A 21,861-nucleotide genomic window follows, 5' to 3' on the forward strand; every position below is an offset into this window, starting at 1 on the left:
AGCCACCTGACGGTGGCTTTTTAGTCTTTTATGACTGCGGGTATACTTTACTGAGGACGGCCAACAAATCCTACAGCCTGATACACCTTATCCAGCGTTTCACGGGCTCTGCTGCTGGCCTTTTCCGCGCCTTCTTTCATAATCTTATTCAGTAAAGCTTCATCATTACGATAGTGTTCAAACCGCTGTTGCAATTCGCCGACCATTCCGGCAACAGCTTCTGCTACCGCGCCTTTAAGATGACCATACATTTTACCGCTGAATTCCTGTTCCAGCTCAGGGATAGACTGACCGGTAACTCCGGAAAGAATATCCAGCAGGTTAGAAACGCCGGCTTTATTTTTCACATCATAACGAACTACCGGTGGCTCATCAGAGTCGGTCACTGCACGTTTAATCTTCTTCACGACCGATTTCGGGTCTTCCAGCAGGCCGATCACATTATTGCGGTTATCATCCGACTTCGACATTTTACGGGTCGGTTCCAGCAATGACATCACGCGCGCACCTGATTTCGGAATGAAAGGCTCCGGAATACGGAAGATATCGCCGTAAATGGCATTAAAGCGCTGAGCAATATCCCGGCTTAGCTCCAGGTGTTGTTTCTGATCTTCGCCTACCGGCACCTGGTTGGTCTGGTAAAGCAGGATGTCTGCGGCCATTAACACCGGATAGTCGAACAGACCGGCGTTAATATTTTCAGCATAACGGGAAGATTTATCTTTGAACTGTGTCATGCGGCTCAGCTCACCAAAATAGGTGTAGCAATTAAGCAACCAGGAAAGCTGCGCATGTTCCGGCACATGAGACTGGACAAAAATGGTCGATTTTTCAGGATCAATACCACAGGCCAGGTACAGTGCCAGGGTGTCCAGTGTTGCTTTGTGCAGCGCTTGCGGATCCTGACGGACAGTAATCGCGTGCTGGTCAACAATACAGTAGATGCAGTGGTAATCATCCTGCATCTGTACCCATTGACGAAGAGCCCCCATGTAATTACCAATGGTTAGTTCACCTGAAGGCTGTGCGCCACTAAAAACAATGGGTTTACTCATAAATTTCTTCCTGATTCCTTACAGCCCAAGTACGGGCAAAAGTTGGTCAAACGTATTCAATACCCGATCCGGCTTACTGTCCGCGATGGGCTCTCCGTAGTTATATCCATAGGTCAGACCGGCACAGGGGACACCTGCAGACTTCGCTGCCTGAATATCATTTCGTGAATCACCAACAAACAATAATTCATGCGGATGAAGCCCGAATTTACCTAAAACCAGGTAAATTGCCGCCGGATGTGGTTTTTTCACTACCACATCGTCCCCGCCGATAACCAGTGAGAACATATCGGCAATCCCCAGTGATTCCAGCAAGGGGGCAACAAATGGCGTCGGCTTGTTGGTCACAATGGCCATCGGCAGCTGTTGTTGATGTAATGTCCGCAGGGTTTCCTGTACGGCCGGGAACAATTCACTGCCGTGTTCAGCCGTTTGTGCATAATAACTATTAAATAACTGCCGGGCTTGTTCAAACTCAGTGGTGGCAGGCGTGTGACCAAGAGCATCCGTCAGGGCACGCTCCACCAGAACATCTGCCCCGTTTCCTACCCAGGTCGCGATCCGGCCCACACCGGCGGCAGGAAAACTCAGTGTTTTCAACGTGAGATTGATAGCCTCTGCCAGGCCGGGAATGCTGTCAGTCAGCGTGCCGTCGAGATCGAATGCAACAGCCCGTATATCAGTGAAATGATCCATTAGCACTCTCCAGTTCCCGACGCATTTCTTCGATCACTTTTTTATAGTCAGGCTGACCAAAAATCGCTGAACCGGCGACAAACATATCGGCTCCGGCCGCGGCAATCTGAGCAATATTGTCAGTTTTTACCCCGCCATCCACTTCAAGGCGGATATCAAAACCACTGTGGTCGATACGTTTACGCACATCACGGAGTTTATTCAGTGTCGACGGAAGAAAACTTTGCCCCCCAAAACCAGGGTTCACCGACATTAACAGAACCACATCAATCTTATCCATGACGTAATCAAGATAGTTCAGCGGTGTTGCCGGGTTGAATACCAGACCTGCTTTGCAGCCATGTTCTTTAATCAGCTGTAAGGTACGATCGATATGCTCTGAAGCTTCCGGGTGGAAAGTAATGATGCTGGCACCCGCTTTCGCAAATTCAGGGACCAGACTATCAACAGGTTTCACCATCAGATGGACATCTATGGGAGCCGTGATACCGTAATCACGCAGAGCTTTAAGCACCATCGGCCCCATGGTCAGGTTAGGCACGTAATGGTTATCCATTACGTCGAAATGAACAACATCTCCCCCGGCAGCCAGTGCTTTTGCGGTGTCCTCTCCCAGCCTGGCGAAGTCAGCCGACAAAATCGAGGGGGCTATCAAATAGTCTTTCATTCTGTTCTCCCGAGGGTTGTGCCCGGTTAAATTACCTGAGAAATAGACCTGACTATGCTCAGCTTAGCGGTAAAGCGCCAGTAATTCGTTAACCTTAGTGCGCCCGTTTATATTGCGGCTGATAGAACGGCGAGCCTTCACTACATACTTTACTGCTTCACCGTACCACTGCTGAGTTAACTCAGTATCATGATTAGAGATTAACACAGGGACTGCATTTTCCCTTGCCAGTTTTGCCGCCAGTTCAGCCAGATGTACCTGTTCAGCAAGATTGAAACTGTTCGTGTGATAGGCGGTAAAGTTTGCCGTCGCCGAAAGTGGTGCGTAAGGAGGATCACAATACACGACTGATCCGGAGCGCGCCTGACTCATTGTTGTGCTGTAAGACTGACAAACAAAAGTCGCCTGCTGTGCACGCTCAGCAAACCATAACAGTTCGGCTTCGGGGAAATAAGGCTTACGGTAACGGCCAAAAGGCACGTTAAACTCTCCGCTCAGGTTATAGCGGCATAGGCCGTTATAACCGTGGCGGTTCAGATAGAGGAACAACAGTGCCCGTTCATAAGGGTCTCTGCTTTGATTGAAAATTATCCGCTGGGCATAGTAGACATCAGGGTCATTAAACTCCGCGGTAAACAACCGACGGGAGTCTGCAATAAACGCCGTACTATTGGTCTTGATAATGTTGTAGAGATTAATCAAGTCACTATTAATATCAGCCAGCTGATAACTTTTGTAATCTGTATTCAGAAATACTGAACCGGCACCTACAAAGGGCTCGATTAAACAATCGCCCTCAGGTAAGTATTGCCGAATATCATCCAGCAGGTGGTATTTACCCCCTGCCCACTTCAGGAAAGCGCGGTGTTTTTTCATGCTGTCGTAGTAAAAATTATTTCATTAATGGCTGCGGATAGACCGACAGCAGATCTGCGCTTATCAGTGGGGCTGCCTGTTGCAGCCCCGATAATTATCACTTAGCAGCCTCTTTCCTGACCTGACTTAAAGGTTTAACCCATGGACTTTTCGCCCGTACAGCTTCAGGAAGGGTACTGATAGCCTGCTTAGCTTCAGCAGAGGTTGCATAAGAACCTCTCACTAACACATACCAGGGCTGCCCGTTACGCTGCGTTTCATAAACATGGTAACCGGTAAGGTTTTGTTGTCTGGCCCATGCATTCAGGGATCCTCTGTGTGTCGCACCACTCAGCTGTATTGTGTACTCACCCGAAGGTATCTGAGCTACCGCCTCAGAGGCATTTTTACGCGCCACGCTGACAGGTTTCGATTCATGCATGGCCGGTTCGGAAGCTGTGACCGTTTTGCGGGGCTCTTTCACCGTATGCTCAGTAACGCGACGCGGTTCCGCTACACGACGCTGCTCAGCGACCCGACGTTGTTCTGTGACACGGTGCTGTTCTTCCCTGCGGCGTTGTTCGGTAATGCGCGCCTCACGCTCACGACGTTCTGCCGCGACGTTATGCTCGCTGACATGGGGTTTCTGCATTGCATGGTGTGGAACAGAAGGTACCGACGCCGGTGAAGATGGCGAGGTATTGGCTGAACGATTACCCGATGCCATACCGTTATTTTTTCCGCTCAGTCCCAGTGTCGCTGGCGCGGTCGGCAACGTTGTCTGACTGGCGACCGGTGCCGTCATCCCGTCAGCACTGATACCGTTCTGTGCTGTGTCAGGCTGTGCCGGAGTAACCGGCGCGGAGGTCGGGGCAGAAGGCGATACAGATTGCCCATCAGACTGAGACGCAGGCTTCCCTTCCGTATCGCTACCCGCGACTGGCGGTGGTGGCGCATCGGTGGTTGATCCCGGTGTGTTATTCATCACAGAGGAACCGGAAAGATCAATAGACTTCCCTTCTCCTCCGGAAGATGTCGTGTTTCCTGATACCGGGGACTGAGAAGGGCCTTTCAGGGCAGCGCCAATACCGAGGATGAGGAGCAGGAGAACCAGAATACCGATAGCAATCATAATATGCTGCTTCGATACCGGTAACTGCGGGAGCTGCGGTAGTTTCGGTAACTTTGGCTTGGGTGATGATTTACGGGTTCGCGCAGCAGGACGATCACTGGCGTCAGGTTTTAACTCATCTTCCGGCTGGAACTCATCCATTAAACCACCTCGTGCTTAACCGTTAGTATCCCGCTACCTGTGTGCAGCAGAACAAGCTCTGTCGTATATCAGTCTGGCTGACAATCATTGATCGCCGCTAAAACAATATCATGTGCTACACCACTTCTCACCTCTGCCTGGCCTGTTTTACAAGGCAGTACCAGACGTAACTCTCCGCCCAGCACTTTTTTATCACGCAGCATGTGAGGCAAATATTGTTCTGCGCTCATTTCAGCCGGCCCACGGGTCGGAAGTCCGGCCCGCGCCAGCAGCGCAATAATGCGCTCTGTTTCGGCTGAGGTAAAACCATTACAACGTTCGGCTGTTTTCGCAGCCATCACGATTCCGGCGGCGACCGCTTCACCGTGTAACCAGTTGCCGTAGCCCATATGCGCTTCAATCGCGTGCCCGAAGGTGTGTCCCAGATTCAGCAAAGCCCTGACCCCGGACTCACGCTCATCCGCTGCAACAACTTCAGCTTTGAGTTCACAGCAACGGCGGATACAGCGGGCAATCGTCGGTTCATCCAGGGCCATCAGCTTATCCATATGCTGTTCAAGCCATACAAAAAAGTCATAATCCAGAATGATACCGTATTTAATGACTTCCGCCAGTCCGGACGACAACTCACGTAGCGGCAGCGTTTTCAGACAACGGGTATCAATAATGACCGATGCGGGCTGGTAGAAAGCCCCAATCATATTTTTACCTAACGGGTGGTTTACTGCAGTTTTTCCACCGACTGAAGAATCAACCTGTGAAAGTAAGGTGGTAGGGATCTGAATGAAGCGGACGCCCCGTTGATAACATGCCGCGGCAAAGCCGGTCATATCACCGATCACCCCGCCCCCGAGAGCCACCAGAGTGGTATCCCGGCCATGGGGTTTTTCCAGTAAAGCGGTAAATATCTTCTCCAGGACATCCAGCGTTTTATATTGCTCGCCATCCGGAAGAACCACCTGGTCAACCGCAATACCTGCATCAGATAATGTCTGTGTCACAGACGCCAGATAGAGTGGTGCCAGCGTTTCATTGGTCACCACCATCGCGGTATCACCGGCACTGAGAGGCCAGTAGGAGGCAGGGTCATCAAATAAACCTGCAGCTATGGTAATCGGATAACTACGTTCTTCAAGTGAGACCGAGATCTGCTCCATAATGATCGATACCCTGCGACTGAGTCTGTTTTACGCTAACAAATTAATTACTTTCCAGCATATGAATAATCTGGTTTGCGACCACTTTAGCACTCTGCTCATCGGTTCTGATGGTCACATCTGCAATTTCTTCATACAAAGGATTACGTTCATCGGCCAATTCTTCCAGAACTTCCCGCGGAGGAGAGTCAACCTGGAGTAACGGACGTCGTTTATCACGCTGTGTGCGTGCCAGTTGTTTTTCGATGGTTGTTTCCAGATACACAACAACACCACGAGCGGAAAGACGATTACGGGTATCCCGTGATTTTACTGAGCCACCACCCGTCGCCAGGACAATTCCCTGTTTTTCAGTGAGCTCGTTGATGATTTTTTCTTCACGATCACGAAAACCATCTTCGCCTTCTACATCAAATACCCAGCCAACATCAGCTCCGGTACGTCGCTCAATTTCCTGATCGGAATCGTAAAATTCCATATTGAGTTGCTGAGCTAACTGACGACCAATAGTGCTTTTGCCGGCACCCATAGGCCCAACCAGAAAGATATTTCGTTTCTCTGCCATTTTATCGGTATTACTAAGAATTCGTTGATGATACCCCGCGTTCAGCCTTGCTGACAGTCGGGACAGAAACTGAGACCTCATAAGCGTTAACAAGAGTCAGACGAAAAATTATCTCAACACTCTGGGCTGTTTGGCAACCAATTAAATGATCTCAGGGGTAGCTTTCTCTTCCGGAGCAAGATGAGATTGTATAGTCTGCCTGTTTTTCCGGCAATTATTCATGCAATCACAAAAATAACCTGACCATGCCTCTGTTTTTTTAGTATTTGGCCCCGGACTTAAGGAATCGCTCAATCTTTTATGCTAAATGCAGGGCCGCGTCAACGCGCATTCGGTCAGCGGCCACCTTCAGAGAGAGCGATCAGGGGAATATTAACCGCGGGGTAATAAATATCACAAGCTCACGTTTATTCTGCTGACGTGCATCATGACGAAACAATTGACCAAAAAAAGGAATTTCTCCCAACAATGGTACCTTATTCCTCTGGTTATTCTGATTTTGCTGAAAAATCCCCCCCAACGCCAAAGTCTGCCCATCACGTACCGTAACCCGGGTAGAAATTTCCTGCTTATCGATACTTATCGGTACGTTACTCCCTTTTTGTAAGGCTTTTCCCGGAACATTCTGGCTGAGCTGTATCGTCAGGCGAACATTTCCTTCTCCGAGCACTTCAGGTGTGATCTGCATTCCTAAGACGGCTTCTTTAAATTCCACGGTTGCCGTTTCGTTTTTGCCCTGGGTGGCGACATAAGGTATTTCCGTCCCCTGTTTAATGGACGCCATATTGCCATGCGAAGTAATCAGACGCGGGCTGGCAATAATTTCTGCCTGATGCTCCTGCTCAAGCGCACTCAGCTCCAGACTCAACAGTTGTCCATTAATTCGTGTCAGTGTCATACCGGCGGTGAAAGATGCGGGGGTCACTGACAGCGGAATATTCAGCACAGAGAGCGTTCCCGGGTCTGTCTGCAGGCGTTCTCCCTGATACCCCCAATCCACTCCTAGTTCACGTAAGCTTTCCTCACTGATGGTGATGATATGTGCCGTGATTTCTACCTGAGGGATCGCGACATCATAGCTGTCTAACCACTCAGAAATTTTCCGGACTGACTCCGCGGTATCCTGAACAATAAGCATGTTTGCCCGGCTGTTCGCACTGATGCGGCCTGAAGCACTCAATAAACCGGCACGATCACTCATCAGTAATGGTTTGATTGATGCGACATCGGTATTACGCAACGTAAAACGTCGGGTGATCACAGGCGAAGACGAACGATTGTTCCGGCGTCCGGCATCGTCTTCTCTCAGCCCTTCCGGGAAAACCCGTAAAATGTTTTCGTCCAGAACTGTCCTTACCCCTGCCATTTCCGATACCAGTGATATCGCCCGGGGCCAGGCGATATCGTGTAACCGCAAAGACAATGTCCCGGTCACCCCGGGGGCAATAACCAGATTGAGATCCCGAAACCCGGCAAGATAATAAAAAATCCGCGTGACCGGTGCTTCCTCAAAGTCCAGAGTCACAGGAGAGTCCGATACAGCCGCTCGCCCCGTTCCGGCAGTAAGAACAAGCATCAATAACAGGATATTACTCCTCATAAGTGCTCTCCCGGGTCAGTGATAACTGCCATAAAGGCTTTTCGCATGCCGAGGTATTACGGAACAACACCTTGCCGCGACCGATCCTTTCGGCTTTCCATTCGCTCCCCGGCAGGTACTCTCCCGCCTGCAGGAAATAATGCCCGCCGCCGGGCCCCGTAATATAGGCGGCCTGGTGAGTCTGATCAGATAAAGTCCCCTTTAATTGCCACTGACGCAGATCTGCTTTCTCCGGTAACTGGCATTGCGGGCGGATTACCGGAGGCTGAAAAGGGTCCCGGTCTTCTGCCTGTGCTGTACTGAGTAACAGGCTAAGGCACCACAGCCCACGTCTAGTCACCGGTATGCAGCCATAGTGTCATTTCCAGCACATCGTTCTGGCGACCAAGAGTAAAATCGCCAGCGGACCAGGCCGGATACAGCGAGGCAATACGTCCGAAAATATCTTTAACCTCAGGCCAGTTCAGCCATAACTGTATCTGTGCCGGAGAACCATTTTTCCAATGGCGGATCCTGACATTCTGTCGGGTCAGTAGCGCCACCGGTGTTATCCGGGGAGCTTCAGGCATTGTCGCCTCATGGCACCACTCCCGCAGTTGTGCCAGGGGAGGCAGAGATGCCAGTTTTTTCCGTTGCTGTTTCAGCGCTGTCGTTTGCTGCAGATAACGGACTTCACTCCGCTGCCAAAGTCGCCAGGCAGGGAAGTCCAGAACCGCAACCTCCGCAACCAGACTACCCATGCCAAGCAGAACAAACAGCAGCCATTGCTGACTCCGGGGGCGGTATAAAAAAGAAAGGATAAACTCAGGCATTTCCGCCCCCTGTCTCGTGAAGTTCGGGGGTCAGACGGGCCGTCAGCGTAAAGCGATATCCGCCTTCTGCTACCGTGACCAGTTCCTGCACAGCCGATGAGTATAAAAACGGATGCCCTTTAAGTTGCCGGTTAAAGCGTAACAGTTGCGAAACGCTGTCGCTCTGCCCGCGAAAAATGAGCACGCCTTCGTGGCGGCTGACAGAAAATAACCAGACCGATGCAGGCATCAGCTCCGGTAAGTCAGCCCAGAAGCGACGCCATTGTATCAGTTGCTCCTGTTGTAACCGGCGGGCTTCCCTTTTTTGCCTCAGGCCCTCCAGGCGCAGCGAAAGCTGTTGCTGCCCGGTAATGAGCCGGTTTATCCGTAAATGATCTTGCTGTTGCTGCTCATCCAGTAAAAGCATCTGCTGCACCTGATTGTGCAGCATGATACGACCACCCGCACAAAGAAGAGTAAGAACTATCAGCAACGTGCTGTAGCGAATGATCCAGTGGCGCGCCCGTTGTTTTATCGCGGTTTCCCGCCAGGGCAACAGATTCACCCGGGTCATACGCTATCTTCCGGCCGTAAAGCAAGGCCGGTCGCCAGTACATAGCCATTATCATTGGCCGGTAAAGGCGGGTACCGATGCGCAATCATCTGCAGAGGATGACATAACGTAAACCCGGGCAGTGGTTGCCGGAGATCTTCTCCGCAACAGAGACGGAATGCTGCCTCCGGACACTGCTGCCGGCAGAGGGTATCGGCATCAGTCATTTGCTGACGAAACTGCCAGCCGTAGCTGATTTTCCCGTGCCGGCGGGCAGCCCATAACCAGAAGGCATCACTGCAGTGAAGTAATATGCCATCCCTTTCCGGCTGCTGCGCTTCCATAATGATCGCCAGACTGGCCGGCGAGAGATCAAACACCTCAGGGCTCAGTCCTGCCTGTCGGAATAATGCCTGCCACTGATCAAGCACCTCCTGGTTTACAACCGTCACCGTCAGTCCTCCCGAAGAAAGCGGCTCAGAGGTGTAATCAAGCCCCAGAGGTCCGGTACCTTCAGGAAACCAGCGACGCGCCGCGGTCCGAATATAACGCCCGAGTTGCGGCTCGCACATAACGGTCGGTGGTAGTGTAAGTTCACGGCGGGAGACAAGATGCGGAGGTAAACCGACCCTCAGCGAAAACCGGGCAGGCAACAGCCGACGCCACTGGCGCAGAAGAGACAACAATACTGATCGCTGCCCTTCGATATCCACAGTGCCGGTACCTGCTGAAGGTAACCTGTGCTGCCACCAATGCCGTAATTGCCAACCTCTGCGCCGGGCCTGTACCCCCAGGGCAGTAATACAGCCCGGCTGAATATCAAGCCCGACATTCCAGCGCTGAAAATTCATAAATGACACCTCCGCTGTGTCTGTTGCGCAAAATGACGTATCAAACCAATCTTCTTGCCTTTATACTACGCGGAAATTGTTTATAAACTATGCAGTTGACCTTTGGTGGGATATTTCAGGTGAAGTTCTTAAAGTATTTATTTATTTCCGCAATTTTTTGCGTATTTCTGGGAGTCGGCTCTGTCTATGGCCTCTATAAGTATATTGAGCCACAGCTGCCCGATGTAAACACACTGAAAGATGTGCGGCTGCAAACGCCGATGCAAGTCTACAGTGCCGACGGAGAATTGATGGCTCAGTTTGGCGAAAAACGCCGTGTCCCCTTAACGCTGAATCAAATCCCGCCTGAAATGATAAAAGCGTTTGTCGCCACAGAAGACAGTCGATTCTACGAGCATCATGGCATTGACCCGGTCGGGATCTTCCGTGCTGCCAGTATCGCGCTGATGACCGGTCATGCCTCTCAGGGGGCCAGTACGATCACCCAGCAGTTAGCGCGTAATGTCTTCCTGAGTCCGGAAAAGACATTTATGAGGAAGGTTAAAGAAGCCTTCCTTGCGATACGTATTGAGCAGTTACTGAGTAAAAATGAAATTCTGGAACTGTATCTGAATAAAATCTATCTGGGCTATCGTGCATATGGTGTCGGTGCCGCCGCTCAGGTCTATTTCGGCAAAACGGTGGATCAGCTGACCCTGAGCGAAATAGCCATGATTGCCGGGCTACCGAAGGCCCCCTCAACCTTTAACCCGCTCTATTCACCGGATCGCGCCCTGGCCCGGAGAAATGTCGTTCTGTCGCGCATGCTGGACCAGCATTACATTACTCAGCAGCAGTATGATGACGCCAGGAAACAGACGATTGATGCCAGTTACCATGGTCCGGAAGTCGCCTTCACTGCACCGTATATCACCGAAATGGTGCGTCAGGAGATGGTGAAGCGTTATGGCGATAATGCTTATACCGACGGATTTAAGGTCTATACCACTATTACACGTCGCTTACAGACCGCCGCGCAGGCGGCAGTACAGAAAAATGTTATCGACTACGATATGCGTCACGGCTATCGCGGCGCACAGAAAGTGCTATGGAAATCCGGCGATAACGCCTGGGATGCAGCAAAAATTAGCCGGGAGCTGAATACACTCCCTGTGTATGGCCCGCTTATCCCGGCCATCGTCACCGCCACAAATGCCAGCTCTGCCAGTGTGACAATGAAAGGGGATAAAGTGCTGTCACTCGACCTTGCCTCTGTTCGTTGGGCAAGACCGTTTAAAACAGACACGCAGCAAGGTGCTACTCCGCAAGCGGTTAATCAGGTCCTGCAACCCGGGCAGCTTATTTGGGTACGGCAATCAGAGAACCAATGGTTACTGGCACAGGTGCCGGATGTGAATTCAGCGCTGGTTTCTCTGAATTCCAAAACCGGGGCCATCATTGCGCTGGTTGGCGGCTTTGATTTTAACCAGAGCATGTTTAACCGGGCCACCCAGGCCTTACGGCAGGTCGGGTCAAACATTAAACCGCTGCTGTACACCGCAGCCATGGATAAAGGTCTGACATTAGCCACTCTGCTGAATGATGTGCCCATCTCCCGCTGGGACGCCGGTGCCGGTACAGACTGGCGTCCGCATAATTCTCCGAATACTTATGACGGCCCTATCCGTTTACGTCAGGGATTGGGGTTATCTAAAAATGTGGTAATGGTCAGGGCGATGCGGGCCATGGGTGTGGATTATGCCGTGAAATATCTGCAGCGGCTGGGCTTCCCGGAACAGAATATTGTCCATACGGAATCACTGGCGCTGGGTGCGGCATCTTTTACGCCGTTACAGGTGGTCAGAGGCTATGCCACACTGACAAATGGCGGTTTTCTGGTGGACCCATGGTTTATTCAGAAAATTGTCAATGATGCCGGTGATACCGTCTTTGAAGAACAACCGAAAATTGCCTGCCCGCAATGCAATATTCCGGTGATCTATGGTGAGACCCCGAAATCCGCAGCACTGAACGAAGACAGTATTGAGAATGTTGCTCCATCCGGCCCGGACGCTGCGGCCAATACCTCAGCCCCGCAAACGGATCTGGAGCAACCTGAAGTCCCTCCGGCAGCGGATCAGGCATATGCACCTCATGTGATCAGCACCCAGCTCTCCTTCCTGATTAAGAGTGCCCTGAATTCGAATGTCTTCGGGGAACCCGGCTGGCAAGGGACAGGCTGGCGTGCCGGCAGAGATCTGAAACGGAATGATATCGGTGGTAAAACAGGCACAACCAATAGTTCGAAAGACGCATGGTTTTCCGGATTCGGCCCGGATATTGCCACCTCGGTCTGGGTCGGCTTTGATGATGCCCGCAGGGATTTAGGCCGCAGTACTTACTCCGGTGCCATTAAAGATCAGGCCGCCGGGTATGAAGGTGGCGCAAAAACCGCCCAGCCTGCCTGGGATGACTATATGAAAGTTGCGCTGGAAGGTGTGCCGCTGCAGCCGCTGGTACCCCCGGAGGGTATTACGACGGTGACGATTGACCGCACCACCGGAAAACTGTCTAAAGGCGGGCCTAACTCACGTCAGGAATACTTTATTACCGGGACGGAACCGACCGGGTATTCAGTGCAGGATACCAGCCCTGAAATCATCAATAACGGGCAGAGTCACGACCTGTTCTGACCCCTAAAGTAAAAGACCACCGCCAGGCGGCGGTGGTCTTTTAACAAGTCCTGGCGTCGGCGACGGACATCTTCTGCCCGCAGCGCTCATGGCATTCATCTGATGCCACTTATCACTTCCTGAGACGTTTTCATTCACCCTGATCCGGGGATAGCACTACCGGCTTTTTTATGACGGGTCCGGCAGTTTATTGTGCTTTATCAGCCATTCCCGTAGCAAAAACAGCGCACTGATATTCCGGGCCTCACTGAATTGTGGTTTTTCCAGCAAGCCGGTCAGATTATTGAGCGGCCAGCGGTGTACGATCAGCGGTTCAGGCTCATCACCCTCCAGTTTTTCCGGGTACAGATCCTGCGCGACAATAATGTTCATACGGCTGGAGAAATACGAAGGTGCCATGGTCAGACTGGCCAGTAACTCTGTGCTCCGCGCGCCAAATCCCGCTTCTTCTTTCAGCTCACGTTGTGCTGCTTCCGGGGGGGTTTCGCCCGGGTCTATCAGACCTTTAGGAAAACCCAGTTCATAACTCTCCAGCCCGACCGCATATTCTTCGATCAGCAACACCGAATCACCTTCCAGTGCGAGGATCATCACGGCTTCACGTGATGAGGGCTTCATACGCTCATATGCCCGACGTTCACCGTTACTGAATTCCAGGTCGACCTGCTGGATAGTAAATAGCCGGGAACGGGCAACCTCTTTGATATTCAGAATTTCTGGTTTTTTCAGGGAACCCATCGATAACCTCGAACAGTACGTTGTAATCAGCATTGGTAATAAACGTATAAACTCGCTGTTCGTATTGAACCACAGCTCACCCCGCAGCTCAAATCCCCGGTTCAGCCTTCACAGGAGCATCGGCGTCAGGCATTATCTTCACGCCGGGGATCATACAGAATATAAATATTAAGATTAGACCGATATCCTTATTGTGCTGCCCGCAGTAGAATAGTGATGAGCGAAATCTGAATTTAATCAATGACTCCTGAATAGTGACCTGACTGCAATAGGATCATAATTCGTTGCATTAGCAGCACACACCGGGCCGGTACCCGGAACCACTGAGAATCATCTTTTATTATATTTCCGGAGTAAATAACTGCTGCGGAGTTGTCTGTAGCCAGGCTGAACATTACATGGGTATGATGATCACGATTTTAGCATTAGCAATATTATTGTCTGGTGCTTCAATGATTTATTTCAGAAGGTACCGCTTCTTTCCGGAGAGGCTTTCTTTATTGATCCCGGCAACTAAACGCTCTCTTTCTTCTGAAGAAAAACAAGCCGCGGTTGCGTACTTATCTGCTGTATCATCATCACGTCACCCTTTTCTCGCGCTGTTTAATCGTTCCAATGTCAGTAAAGAACCGGTTTTTACGTTACGGAGCCATAAGGTTTACTCCCTCAACTATCCGATAACGCGCTACGGGCTTTCGACCAGTTCCCCCCAGCAATGGCGATATTATCTCGATACCATTGAAATCCATCTGCCACCGTTGTGGGAACAATTCATTACTGCTGAAAATACCATTGAACTGATCCCCGCCGGGAATATTTTACTGGTCATCGCACTCAACGGACATCAGCTGGCTGACTATTTTCAGGAGACATCAGAGAGCACCCGCCATCTGCCACTGAACTCCCCGGCTTCCATCCGTAAAGAGAAAAGCAGCAATATTGAGCTTCTGCAGATACGCAGAGAAACACCGGAAGAACACCAGCTTTCCAGGCCCGACGGCACCACGGAAGCCTTCATTATCTGTCTGGCATTACTGGTATTGTTCCTGAGTCAGCTTGTTCCTCCGGGGCTACTGTTATGGCTGGTCGTGCCGGCGCTATTGGTGATCACCGGATGTCTGTGGAGTATGTTCCGGCCTGCCAGACTCAGTGATTTTAAAGAAATCCACTGTATGCGTGGGTTACCGAAACGTTGGGGGCTTTTCGGCGAGTCGAATCAGGAACAAAGTAATATTTCGCTGGGCGTTATCGATCTGCACTATCCCGATTACTGGATGCCTTATATCCAGCACGACCTGGGAAAAGAAACTGAGATAGATATTGATACCGAACGTCGGGTGATCCGCCAGGGCAGATTTCTTTCATTACATGATGAGTGCCGCGAATTTCCGGTACAACGCTGGCGTAAAAATGCTGTGCTGGCTGGCGGTGCATTGCTGGTATTAATCATGATGGCGAGCTGGGTCCCGCTGGGAATGCCTTTTAAACTGAGTATGGCCTGGCTGCAGGGTACTCAGCGAATTGAAGTGACCTCACTGAAGCAGTTAACCGCCATGAGATTACAGGTGGGTGATTTACTGGACGTCAAAGGGAACGGAATGTGTTCGGTTCCGGGCAGTTATCAGGGGAACCGTATTTATGGCTATATGCCTTTCGACTGCTCTGCCATTTACTGGAATAACGCCTCTCCTCTTCCATTGCCACAGTCTGAAACCATTGATGAAACCACAGCACTACTGGATACGGTTCAGCGGCAGCTGCATCCTGACTCCATCGATGATTTAAAAATTAACCCCCAGCTGGCGTTAGCTATCCAGAAATCGGGGATGATCCTGCTGGATGACTTCGCCGATATCGTACTAAAGACCCATCAGCTCTGTGGCCAGGCGATGGATTGTGTCCGTCTGAAAAATGCCCTGGTCAATCTGGGGAATGCGAAAGACTGGCCATCTCTGGTGGCCCGGGCGAAGTCCGGTCAGCTGAATGGGGTTAATGTCCTGCTGCGTCCGGTCAGTGCCGGCATGCTGGAGAACCTCGTCAACAGTGCCGCAGCAATATTTTTTACCAGTGAGACCCGTAAAGCGATAGAAACCCTGAACAGCCCGCCGCCGGGAGGTTACCTGTTGATCAGTGACCAGGGCCGGCAGCTGGTCAGACAGCCACAGCCCGATGTCTCTTTATTTGATCTCAGTGCACCCGAGCAATGGAATGAGTTGCAGCGTATTTCCGCTATGTTGCTCCATACGCCATTTACCGCGTCCGGGATCATTACAGCGCTCTCCGTCGATGCAAATGGTACTACCCATGTATCATTACATGAAGAACCGGGAGGGATCTCACTCTGGCGCTATCTGGGAACATCTCTTTTCTTAGTCGCATTGGTGGCCTGCCTGCTGGTGAATGTTGTTCTCGCCCTCCGCGGAGTGCGTAAAGACCACCAGCGACAGATAGCCATTCAGCAATATTATGATAAATGTTTTAATCCGACCCTGGGGAGCGGACAAGAGCCACGCTCATTGTTTTGATCCGGATGACCGCTTCAGCCATCTGCCCGGAGTTGCCGGTCATGCTCCCGCTCCGGGGCCAGGCATGACCGCCACTACAGCATTTCATGGTACTGCCATCGCAATACATCCGGCCGGAATTACGTTATAATAGGACATCACTGATTGGTGCTGCACGGAAAATACTGTCACCTGTAACGTCCCCCTTCTGCCTTGAATTATTCGTATTCACCCATATTTACTCAATTCCGGCACAGGACGGTCACGCACATTAATGCCTCTCTGCCGGGGGCAGGTCACCGGTGATTCTGATAACAGGAGCCAGTATGAAAAAACAAACGTCTCCGCAGGATGTCAGGCTGGATAAATGGTTATGGGCTGCCCGCTTTTATAAAACCCGGGCCATCGCCAGAGAAATGATTGAAGGCGGAAAAGTCCATTACAACGGACAACGTACCAAACCCGGAAAACATGTAGAGCTCAATGCCGGGCTGGTGTTACGTCAGGGAAATGACCTGCGTACCATAGTGATCACCGGCATTGCCGGGCAGCGAGGCAGCGCGACGGATGCCAGTCTTCTCTATCGCGAAACGCCGGAAAGTATTGAAAAACGTGAGGCACAAGCCGTTGCACGGAAACTCCATGCATTAACGATGCCGCACCCAGACAGACGGCCGGACAAAAAAGAGCGCCGGCACCTGATAAAATTTAAATTAACGGGCGATGAATAATCTCCCGTCACCAAAGAGAGACACTTATGCCTGTACACGATCAGCTTCATCGCTTTATTTTTAACAACGCCGAGGTCCGCGGAGAACTCGTGAATGTTTCACAGACCCTGCAGGATATCCTGCGGGATCATGACTACCCGCAACCGGTGCAGGCATTACTGGGCGAGTTGCTGGTCGCGACCAGTCTGATGACCGCGACACTGAAATTTGAAGGTGATATTACGGTTCAGCTGCAGGGGGACGGTCCTCTGTCCATGGCCGTGGTCAATGGTAACAACCACCAGCAGCTTCGTGGTGTTGCCCGCATGCGTGGCGATATTACTGACGGCGCAACATTGAAAGAGATGGCAGGTAACGGGTATCTGATCATTACTATCACTCCGGCGAAAGGCGAGCGTTATCAGGGCGTGGTCGGGCTGGAAGGTGAGACGATTGCTGAGTGCCTGGAAGACTACTTTGCCCGTTCAGAGCAATTACCGACCCGACTCATTATCCGCCAGGACGCACAAGGTGCCGGGGGTATCCTGCTTCAGGTTCTGCCTTCCCACGGTGCCGGTAACGAGGAGTTTGAACATCTGGTAACGCTGGCTGACACCATCAAGGCCGAAGAACTGACCTCACTGTCGGCCACCGATGTGTTATGGCGTCTTTATCACCAGGAAGAGGTATCTGTCTTTGACCCGGTCACGGTTGAATTCAAATGTACCTGTTCACGTGAGCGCTGTGGCGACGTACTGAAAACCGTGGCGGCTAATGAGATAGATGAGATCCTGGCCGAAGATGGCAAGATTGATATGCATTGTGACTACTGTGGCGCTCATTACATTTATGATGCGGTCGATGTGGAAAATATTCGCAATAATGCTCTCGCAGGTAATAATTCCGTCCACTGATCCTGAACTCCGGCCTTCTCTGTTGAGGCCGGCGTACCCGGTATTGCTACAGGACTACCTTTTCTATTGAAAGAAAGGGTAGTCATTACAGTGAAGTATAACCCGCCTCACACTTTTCTCCGGACTCCCTTCCTGCCCTTATCATCCGCTGTGTACACTGCCCGTGACTATCAGGTTAATACCTCTTGGGGTCATTATCATTGCCTCTGGCCGCGGCATATCCACTTGCAGACTCAGGTTCGAAAGGAGCAGATATATGTCTTCCAGAAACAGGAAGTTGCCCGAACTCTCATCGTTAGGTATTCAACATACCCCCTGCATTATTTATAACCCGGACTACGATACCCTGTTTAACGAAGAGCTACGCCCGGAATTACAGGGCTTTGAGCGGGGAACACTGACCAGTAACGGTGCCGTGGCGGTGGATACCGGTATTTTTACCGGCCGCTCCCCGAAAGATAAATACATTGTCCGCGATGAAACCACCCGCGATAACCTCTGGTGGAGTGACAACGCGAAAGGCAGTCACGGAAATCAGCCACTCAGCACGGATACCTGGCAGGCATTGAAAGAGTGTGTGACAGATCAGCTCTCAGGTAAGCGTCTGTTCGTGATCGATGCCTTCTGCGGGGCCAATACAAACAGCCGGCTCAGTGTCCGCTTTGTGACTGAAGTGGCATGGCAGGCTCACTTCGTCAAAAACATGTTTATCCGGCCGGACGAGGAGGAGCTGGCACAGTTTACCCCGGATTTTGTGGTCCTGAATGCCTCAAAATGTACCAATCCGCATTGGCAGTCCCAGGGTCTCAACTCAGAAAATTTTGTGGCATTTAACCTGACCGAGCGTATTCAGCTGATCGGGGGGACCTGGTATGGCGGTGAGATGAAAAAAGGCTTGTTTGCCATCATGAATTATTTACTGCCATTGAAGAATATTGCATCCATGCACTGCTCCGCTAATGTCGGTAAACAAGGGGATGTGGCCGTATTTTTCGGCCTTTCCGGAACCGGGAAGACCACACTTTCTACCGATCCCGCCCGGCAGTTAATCGGCGATGATGAACATGGCTGGGATGATGGGGGCGTTTTCAACTTTGAAGGCGGGTGCTACGCAAAAACCATTAATCTCTGCGCCCGGGCGGAGCCGGAAATCTACCAGGCTATCCGTCGTGATGCTTTGCTGGAGAATGTGGTTGTGCTCCCTGATGGAAGCATAGACTTTACTGATGCCTCAAAAACCGAAAACACCCGTGTTTCTTATCCAATAAGCCATATTGAGAATATCGTGACTCCGGCCTCAAAAGCCGGACATGCACGTAAAGTCATTTTTCTCACTGCCGATGCCTTCGGGATTTTACCCCCTGTGTCACGATTGACGCCGGAGCAAACCCAGTATCATTTTTTGTCCGGCTTCACGGCCAAACTTGCCGGGACAGAGCGGGGTATTGTCAAACCGTTACCCACGTTTTCGGCCTGCTTTGGTGCGGCGTTTCTTACCCTGCACCCGACCCGTTACGCAGAAGTGCTTCTGAAGCGGATGCAGGCTGCTGGTGCAGAAGCCTATCTGGTTAATACCGGCTGGAATGGTAAAGGTGAGCGTATTTCGCTGAAAAATACACGGGCACTGATTAATGCCATTCTGAACAATGAATTACGGCAGGCTCCGGTACAAATACTGCCGGTCTTTAACCTGCAGATCCCTCTGATGCTGAAAGGTGTGGAGAGCCAGATACTCGACCCGAGGAATAGCTGGGCGTCAGAGAGCGAATGGCAAACACAGGCCGAAGTGCTGGCACAGAAGTTTATTGATAATTTCGGGCAATATACGGATACGGAAACCGGCAAAGCACTGGTGCTCGCCGGTCCTGAGCTACATTAATCCACAACCACAGACAGGGCTCTCACCCTGTCTGTTCCACACACTTAATGAGTCACGGTATTGACCACTGGCGGTTCTGTGGCCGGAACCGGTAACCAGGCCCGGATGCGTAACCCGCCCTGCTCACTTCTTCCGATTTCCAGCTCACCCCGATGCGCGTCAATAATTCGCTGGACGATAGCCAGCCCTAATCCGGTCCCACTGGTACTGCGGGCACTGTCTCCCCGGACAAAAGGCTGAAGCAGGTGCTCAATTTGCTCAGGTTCAATCCCGGGACCATTATCTTCCACCTGAAACCAGGCCCGGTTCAGCTCACGACCACTACTGACTTTGATCCAGCCATTACCATACCTGGCGGCATTCACCACCATGTTAGCGACGGCACGTTTGACAGAAAGCGGATTGATGTCCAGCAGCAATTCACTGTCCATCACAGCATTCTCTATCTCGCGCTCATAACCGCTTTCAGCCGCGACAACTTCCCCAAGTACCGTGTTAAGATCAACACGTTCGGTCTGCATTTCCTGCCCGGTGCGCAAATAATCGATAAACTGTTCGATGATGGCATTGCACTCTTCAATATCTTTGTTGATGGATTCGGAAAGATACTTTTCTTCTTCCCCCATCATCTCCGTGGCCAGGCGAATGCGTGTCAGCGGTGTCCTGAGGTCATGACTGACCCCTGCCATGAGCAACGTACGGTCATCTGCCAGCTGTTTAATTCCGGCAGCCATCTGATTAAACGCCCGTGTCACTGAGCGTACTTCCGATGCTCCATACTCCCTTAACGGTGGTGGTATAATCCCCTGCCCCACCTGCAGAGCGGCATGTTCCAGCTCCACCAGTGGCCGGTTCTGCATACGGATAAACAACCAGGCTCCGCAAATCGCCAGCAGCATAATAGCGAGGGTATAGCGGAACAGCGGGGAGAAATCTCCCTGATGAATTTCTGTCAGAGGGACACGCACCCAGATGTCGGGTGATAACCAGGTCTTTAGCCAGACCACCGGAGAGTTTTTGTTAACCTCCACCCGGACATCTGTCGGTCCTCCCAGTTGTTGCGCCATCTGATCGCTCAGAAATTCATAATGCTGTGCCCAGCGTAACCCGCTTTCCTCTGCCGCTGCATTGGTATACAGTGAAATACCTAATTCCCGATAGATTTCCCGACGGAAAGCTGGCGGAACTTCTAACTGTGTGCCGTCTTCCAGCTGCAGTTTATCGGTCATCAGCATTCTGACTTCATACGCCAGAACTTTATTAAACTGCTGAAGACTCGGTAAAATCGCAAAATTCAGCACCACCAGATAGGTCGTGACCAGGCTGACAAACAGCAGAGTCACAATCAATAGCAACGTACGGGCAAAGGAGCTCCGTGGCGAAAAGCGGAATCGCTTCATGCTTTACTGCCGTCCGGCACAAAAACATACCCCAGACCCCAGACTGTCTGGATATACCGGGGGTGTGCAGGGTCTTCTTCTACCATACGGCGCAGACGTGAAATCTGAACATCGATGGAACGTTCCATTGCACTGTATTCACGGCCACGGGCCAGATTCATCAGTTTGTCGCGGGATAAGGGTTCACGCGGGTGGCTGACCAGCGCTTTCAGTACCGCAAACTCACCGCTGGTTAATGGCATAGGTTCATCTTCACGGAACATCTCGCGGGTGCCGAGGTTCAGTTTAAACTTACCAAATGCGATAACCGCTTCTTCCTGCGAAGGTGCACCCGGCAATTCATTCGCCTGGCGACGTAATACCGCACGGATCCGGGCCAGTAATTCACGCGGGTTAAACGGTTTAGGAATATAATCATCAGCACCGATTTCCAGTCCGACAATACGATCGACTTCTTCGCCTTTGGCCGTCACCATAATAATCGGCATCGGATTACTTTGGCTGCGTAAACGGCGACAGATAGAAAGCCCATCTTCGCCCGGCAGCATCAAATCAAGGACCATCAGGTGGAAGGATTCACGGGTCAGTAAACGATCCATCTGTTCAGCATTCGCTACGCTGCGAACCTGGAAACCCTGCTCAGTCAGATATCTTTCCAGCAATGCCCGCAGTCGCATATCATCATCAACGACCAGAACTTTGTAATTTTCCTGCATTTCTTCACTCCCAAAGGCACAATTGCCTGATGCTGTATTGTTAAAAAAGATATATTACAGTGACAGTTTATAATGGTTTATATTCTAGCCGAAATTGTTACAAAGCATATTAAACAGCAAGTTAACTCTGTTTTTATCGCCCGATGCCCGCGGAGTCTGTTGAATTTCCTCAAACTTTCTATCCGGATTTCACCACAGGCGATAATGGCTGTTTTACGCACAGAAGGGGGAATTTCTGGCTATCCTCCGCAGAAAGCGGACTTTC

Annotated in this window: 20 protein-coding genes; 5 read left to right on the forward strand and 15 right to left on the reverse strand. The window is 51.2% G+C overall.

The features are described 5' to 3' along the window. Nucleotides 1–47: 47 nt before the first annotated feature. The 12 genes from trpS to CG67_RS02945 all read right to left on the reverse strand — a co-directional run bounded on the left by trpS (nt 48) and on the right by CG67_RS02945 (nt 10,063). Entirely contained in the window at nt 48–1,055 is a 1,008-nt protein-coding gene (gene trpS / locus CG67_RS02890) for a tryptophan--tRNA ligase (RefSeq protein WP_025901482.1), read from the reverse strand. An 18-nt stretch (nt 1,056–1,073) separates the two neighbouring features. Next, complete coding sequence (locus CG67_RS02895; RefSeq protein ID WP_025901483.1) at nt 1,074–1,751, reverse strand: phosphoglycolate phosphatase; 678 nt, start codon at nt 1,749–1,751, stop codon at nt 1,074–1,076. Beyond that, complete coding sequence (gene rpe / locus CG67_RS02900; protein ID WP_025901484.1) at nt 1,735–2,418, reverse strand: ribulose-phosphate 3-epimerase; 684 nt, start codon at nt 2,416–2,418, stop codon at nt 1,735–1,737. The genes CG67_RS02895 and rpe overlap by 17 nt, the downstream gene beginning before the upstream one ends. A 63-nt stretch (nt 2,419–2,481) precedes the next feature. Then, nucleotides 2,482–3,294 (reverse strand): adenine-specific DNA-methyltransferase, encoded by an 813-nt coding sequence (dam, locus tag CG67_RS02905; RefSeq protein WP_025901485.1) that lies wholly within the window; start codon nt 3,292–3,294, stop codon nt 2,482–2,484. Nucleotides 3,295–3,391: 97 nt separating this feature from the next. Beyond that, complete coding sequence (locus tag CG67_RS02910) at nt 3,392–4,546, reverse strand: SPOR domain-containing protein (protein WP_025901486.1); 1,155 nt, start codon at nt 4,544–4,546, stop codon at nt 3,392–3,394. A gap of 68 nt (nt 4,547–4,614) precedes the next feature. Beyond that, complete coding sequence (gene aroB, locus CG67_RS02915) at nt 4,615–5,703, reverse strand: 3-dehydroquinate synthase (protein WP_025901487.1); 1,089 nt, start codon at nt 5,701–5,703, stop codon at nt 4,615–4,617. A 43-nt stretch (nt 5,704–5,746) separates the two neighbouring features. Continuing rightward, a complete protein-coding gene (gene aroK / locus CG67_RS02920) occupies nt 5,747–6,268 on the reverse strand; it encodes a shikimate kinase AroK (RefSeq protein WP_025901488.1) in 522 nt (173 codons plus the stop codon). A 361-nt stretch (nt 6,269–6,629) separates the two neighbouring features. Continuing rightward, complete coding sequence (pilQ, locus tag CG67_RS02925) at nt 6,630–7,868, reverse strand: type IV pilus secretin PilQ (protein ID WP_025901489.1); 1,239 nt, start codon at nt 7,866–7,868, stop codon at nt 6,630–6,632. Then, nucleotides 7,858–8,208 carry a hypothetical protein gene (locus CG67_RS02930; protein ID WP_025901490.1) on the reverse strand — a complete coding sequence of 117 codons (351 nt, stop codon included), beginning with the start codon at nt 8,206–8,208 and terminating at the stop codon, nt 7,858–7,860. Before CG67_RS02930 ends, pilQ begins: the two co-directional genes overlap by 11 nt. Continuing rightward, on the reverse strand, nt 8,201–8,680 hold the full coding sequence (locus CG67_RS02935; RefSeq protein ID WP_025901491.1) for a hypothetical protein: 480 nt from the start codon (nt 8,678–8,680) through the stop codon (nt 8,201–8,203). The genes CG67_RS02930 and CG67_RS02935 overlap by 8 nt, the downstream gene beginning before the upstream one ends. Further along, nucleotides 8,673–9,233 (reverse strand): PilN domain-containing protein, encoded by a 561-nt coding sequence (locus tag CG67_RS02940; protein ID WP_025901492.1) that lies wholly within the window; start codon nt 9,231–9,233, stop codon nt 8,673–8,675. The genes CG67_RS02935 and CG67_RS02940 overlap by 8 nt, the downstream gene beginning before the upstream one ends. Continuing rightward, entirely contained in the window at nt 9,230–10,063 is an 834-nt protein-coding gene (locus tag CG67_RS02945; protein WP_025901493.1) for a hypothetical protein, read from the reverse strand. The genes CG67_RS02940 and CG67_RS02945 overlap by 4 nt, the downstream gene beginning before the upstream one ends. A 119-nt stretch (nt 10,064–10,182) precedes the next feature. Between CG67_RS02945 and mrcA the strand changes: the two genes are divergently transcribed. Beyond that, nucleotides 10,183–12,735 carry a peptidoglycan glycosyltransferase/peptidoglycan DD-transpeptidase MrcA gene (gene mrcA, locus CG67_RS02950; RefSeq protein WP_025901494.1) on the forward strand — a complete coding sequence of 851 codons (2,553 nt, stop codon included), beginning with the start codon at nt 10,183–10,185 and terminating at the stop codon, nt 12,733–12,735. Nucleotides 12,736–12,903: 168 nt separating this feature from the next. Here mrcA and nudE read toward each other — a convergent pair whose 3' ends face one another. Continuing rightward, nucleotides 12,904–13,473 (reverse strand): ADP compounds hydrolase NudE, encoded by a 570-nt coding sequence (gene nudE / locus CG67_RS02955; protein WP_025901495.1) that lies wholly within the window; start codon nt 13,471–13,473, stop codon nt 12,904–12,906. Between the two features lie 398 nt (nt 13,474–13,871). On the opposite strand from nudE, the gene CG67_RS02960 reads away from it, so the two are divergent. From CG67_RS02960 to pckA, 4 genes are all read left to right on the forward strand, one after another. Continuing rightward, nucleotides 13,872–15,998 (forward strand): IgaA/UmoB family intracellular growth attenuator, encoded by a 2,127-nt coding sequence (locus CG67_RS02960; protein WP_025901496.1) that lies wholly within the window; start codon nt 13,872–13,874, stop codon nt 15,996–15,998. 305 nt (nt 15,999–16,303) lie between these two features. Continuing rightward, entirely contained in the window at nt 16,304–16,708 is a 405-nt protein-coding gene (gene hslR / locus CG67_RS02965; RefSeq protein ID WP_025901497.1) for a ribosome-associated heat shock protein Hsp15, read from the forward strand. Between the two features lie 26 nt (nt 16,709–16,734). After that, on the forward strand, nt 16,735–17,601 hold the full coding sequence (hslO, locus tag CG67_RS02970; protein ID WP_025901498.1) for an Hsp33 family molecular chaperone HslO: 867 nt from the start codon (nt 16,735–16,737) through the stop codon (nt 17,599–17,601). Between the two features lie 256 nt (nt 17,602–17,857). Next, nucleotides 17,858–19,480: a phosphoenolpyruvate carboxykinase (ATP) gene (gene pckA, locus CG67_RS02975; RefSeq protein WP_025901499.1), complete on the forward strand. Its 1,623-nt coding sequence runs from the start codon at nt 17,858–17,860 to the stop codon at nt 19,478–19,480. A gap of 44 nt (nt 19,481–19,524) precedes the next feature. Here pckA and envZ read toward each other — a convergent pair whose 3' ends face one another. Both envZ and ompR read right to left on the reverse strand, forming a co-directional pair. After that, nucleotides 19,525–20,880, reverse strand: coding sequence for a two-component system sensor histidine kinase EnvZ (envZ, locus tag CG67_RS02980; protein WP_025901500.1), 1,356 nt, complete (start codon nt 20,878–20,880; stop codon nt 19,525–19,527). Then, nucleotides 20,877–21,596, reverse strand: coding sequence for a two-component system response regulator OmpR (gene ompR / locus CG67_RS02985; RefSeq protein WP_025901501.1), 720 nt, complete (start codon nt 21,594–21,596; stop codon nt 20,877–20,879). The genes envZ and ompR overlap by 4 nt, the downstream gene beginning before the upstream one ends. Between the last annotated feature and the right edge of the window lie 265 nt (nt 21,597–21,861).

This window comes from Tatumella sp. UCD-D_suzukii (assembly GCF_000611875.2).
In the GTDB taxonomy this organism is placed as follows: Bacteria; Pseudomonadota; Gammaproteobacteria; order Enterobacterales; family Enterobacteriaceae; genus Tatumella; species Tatumella ptyseos.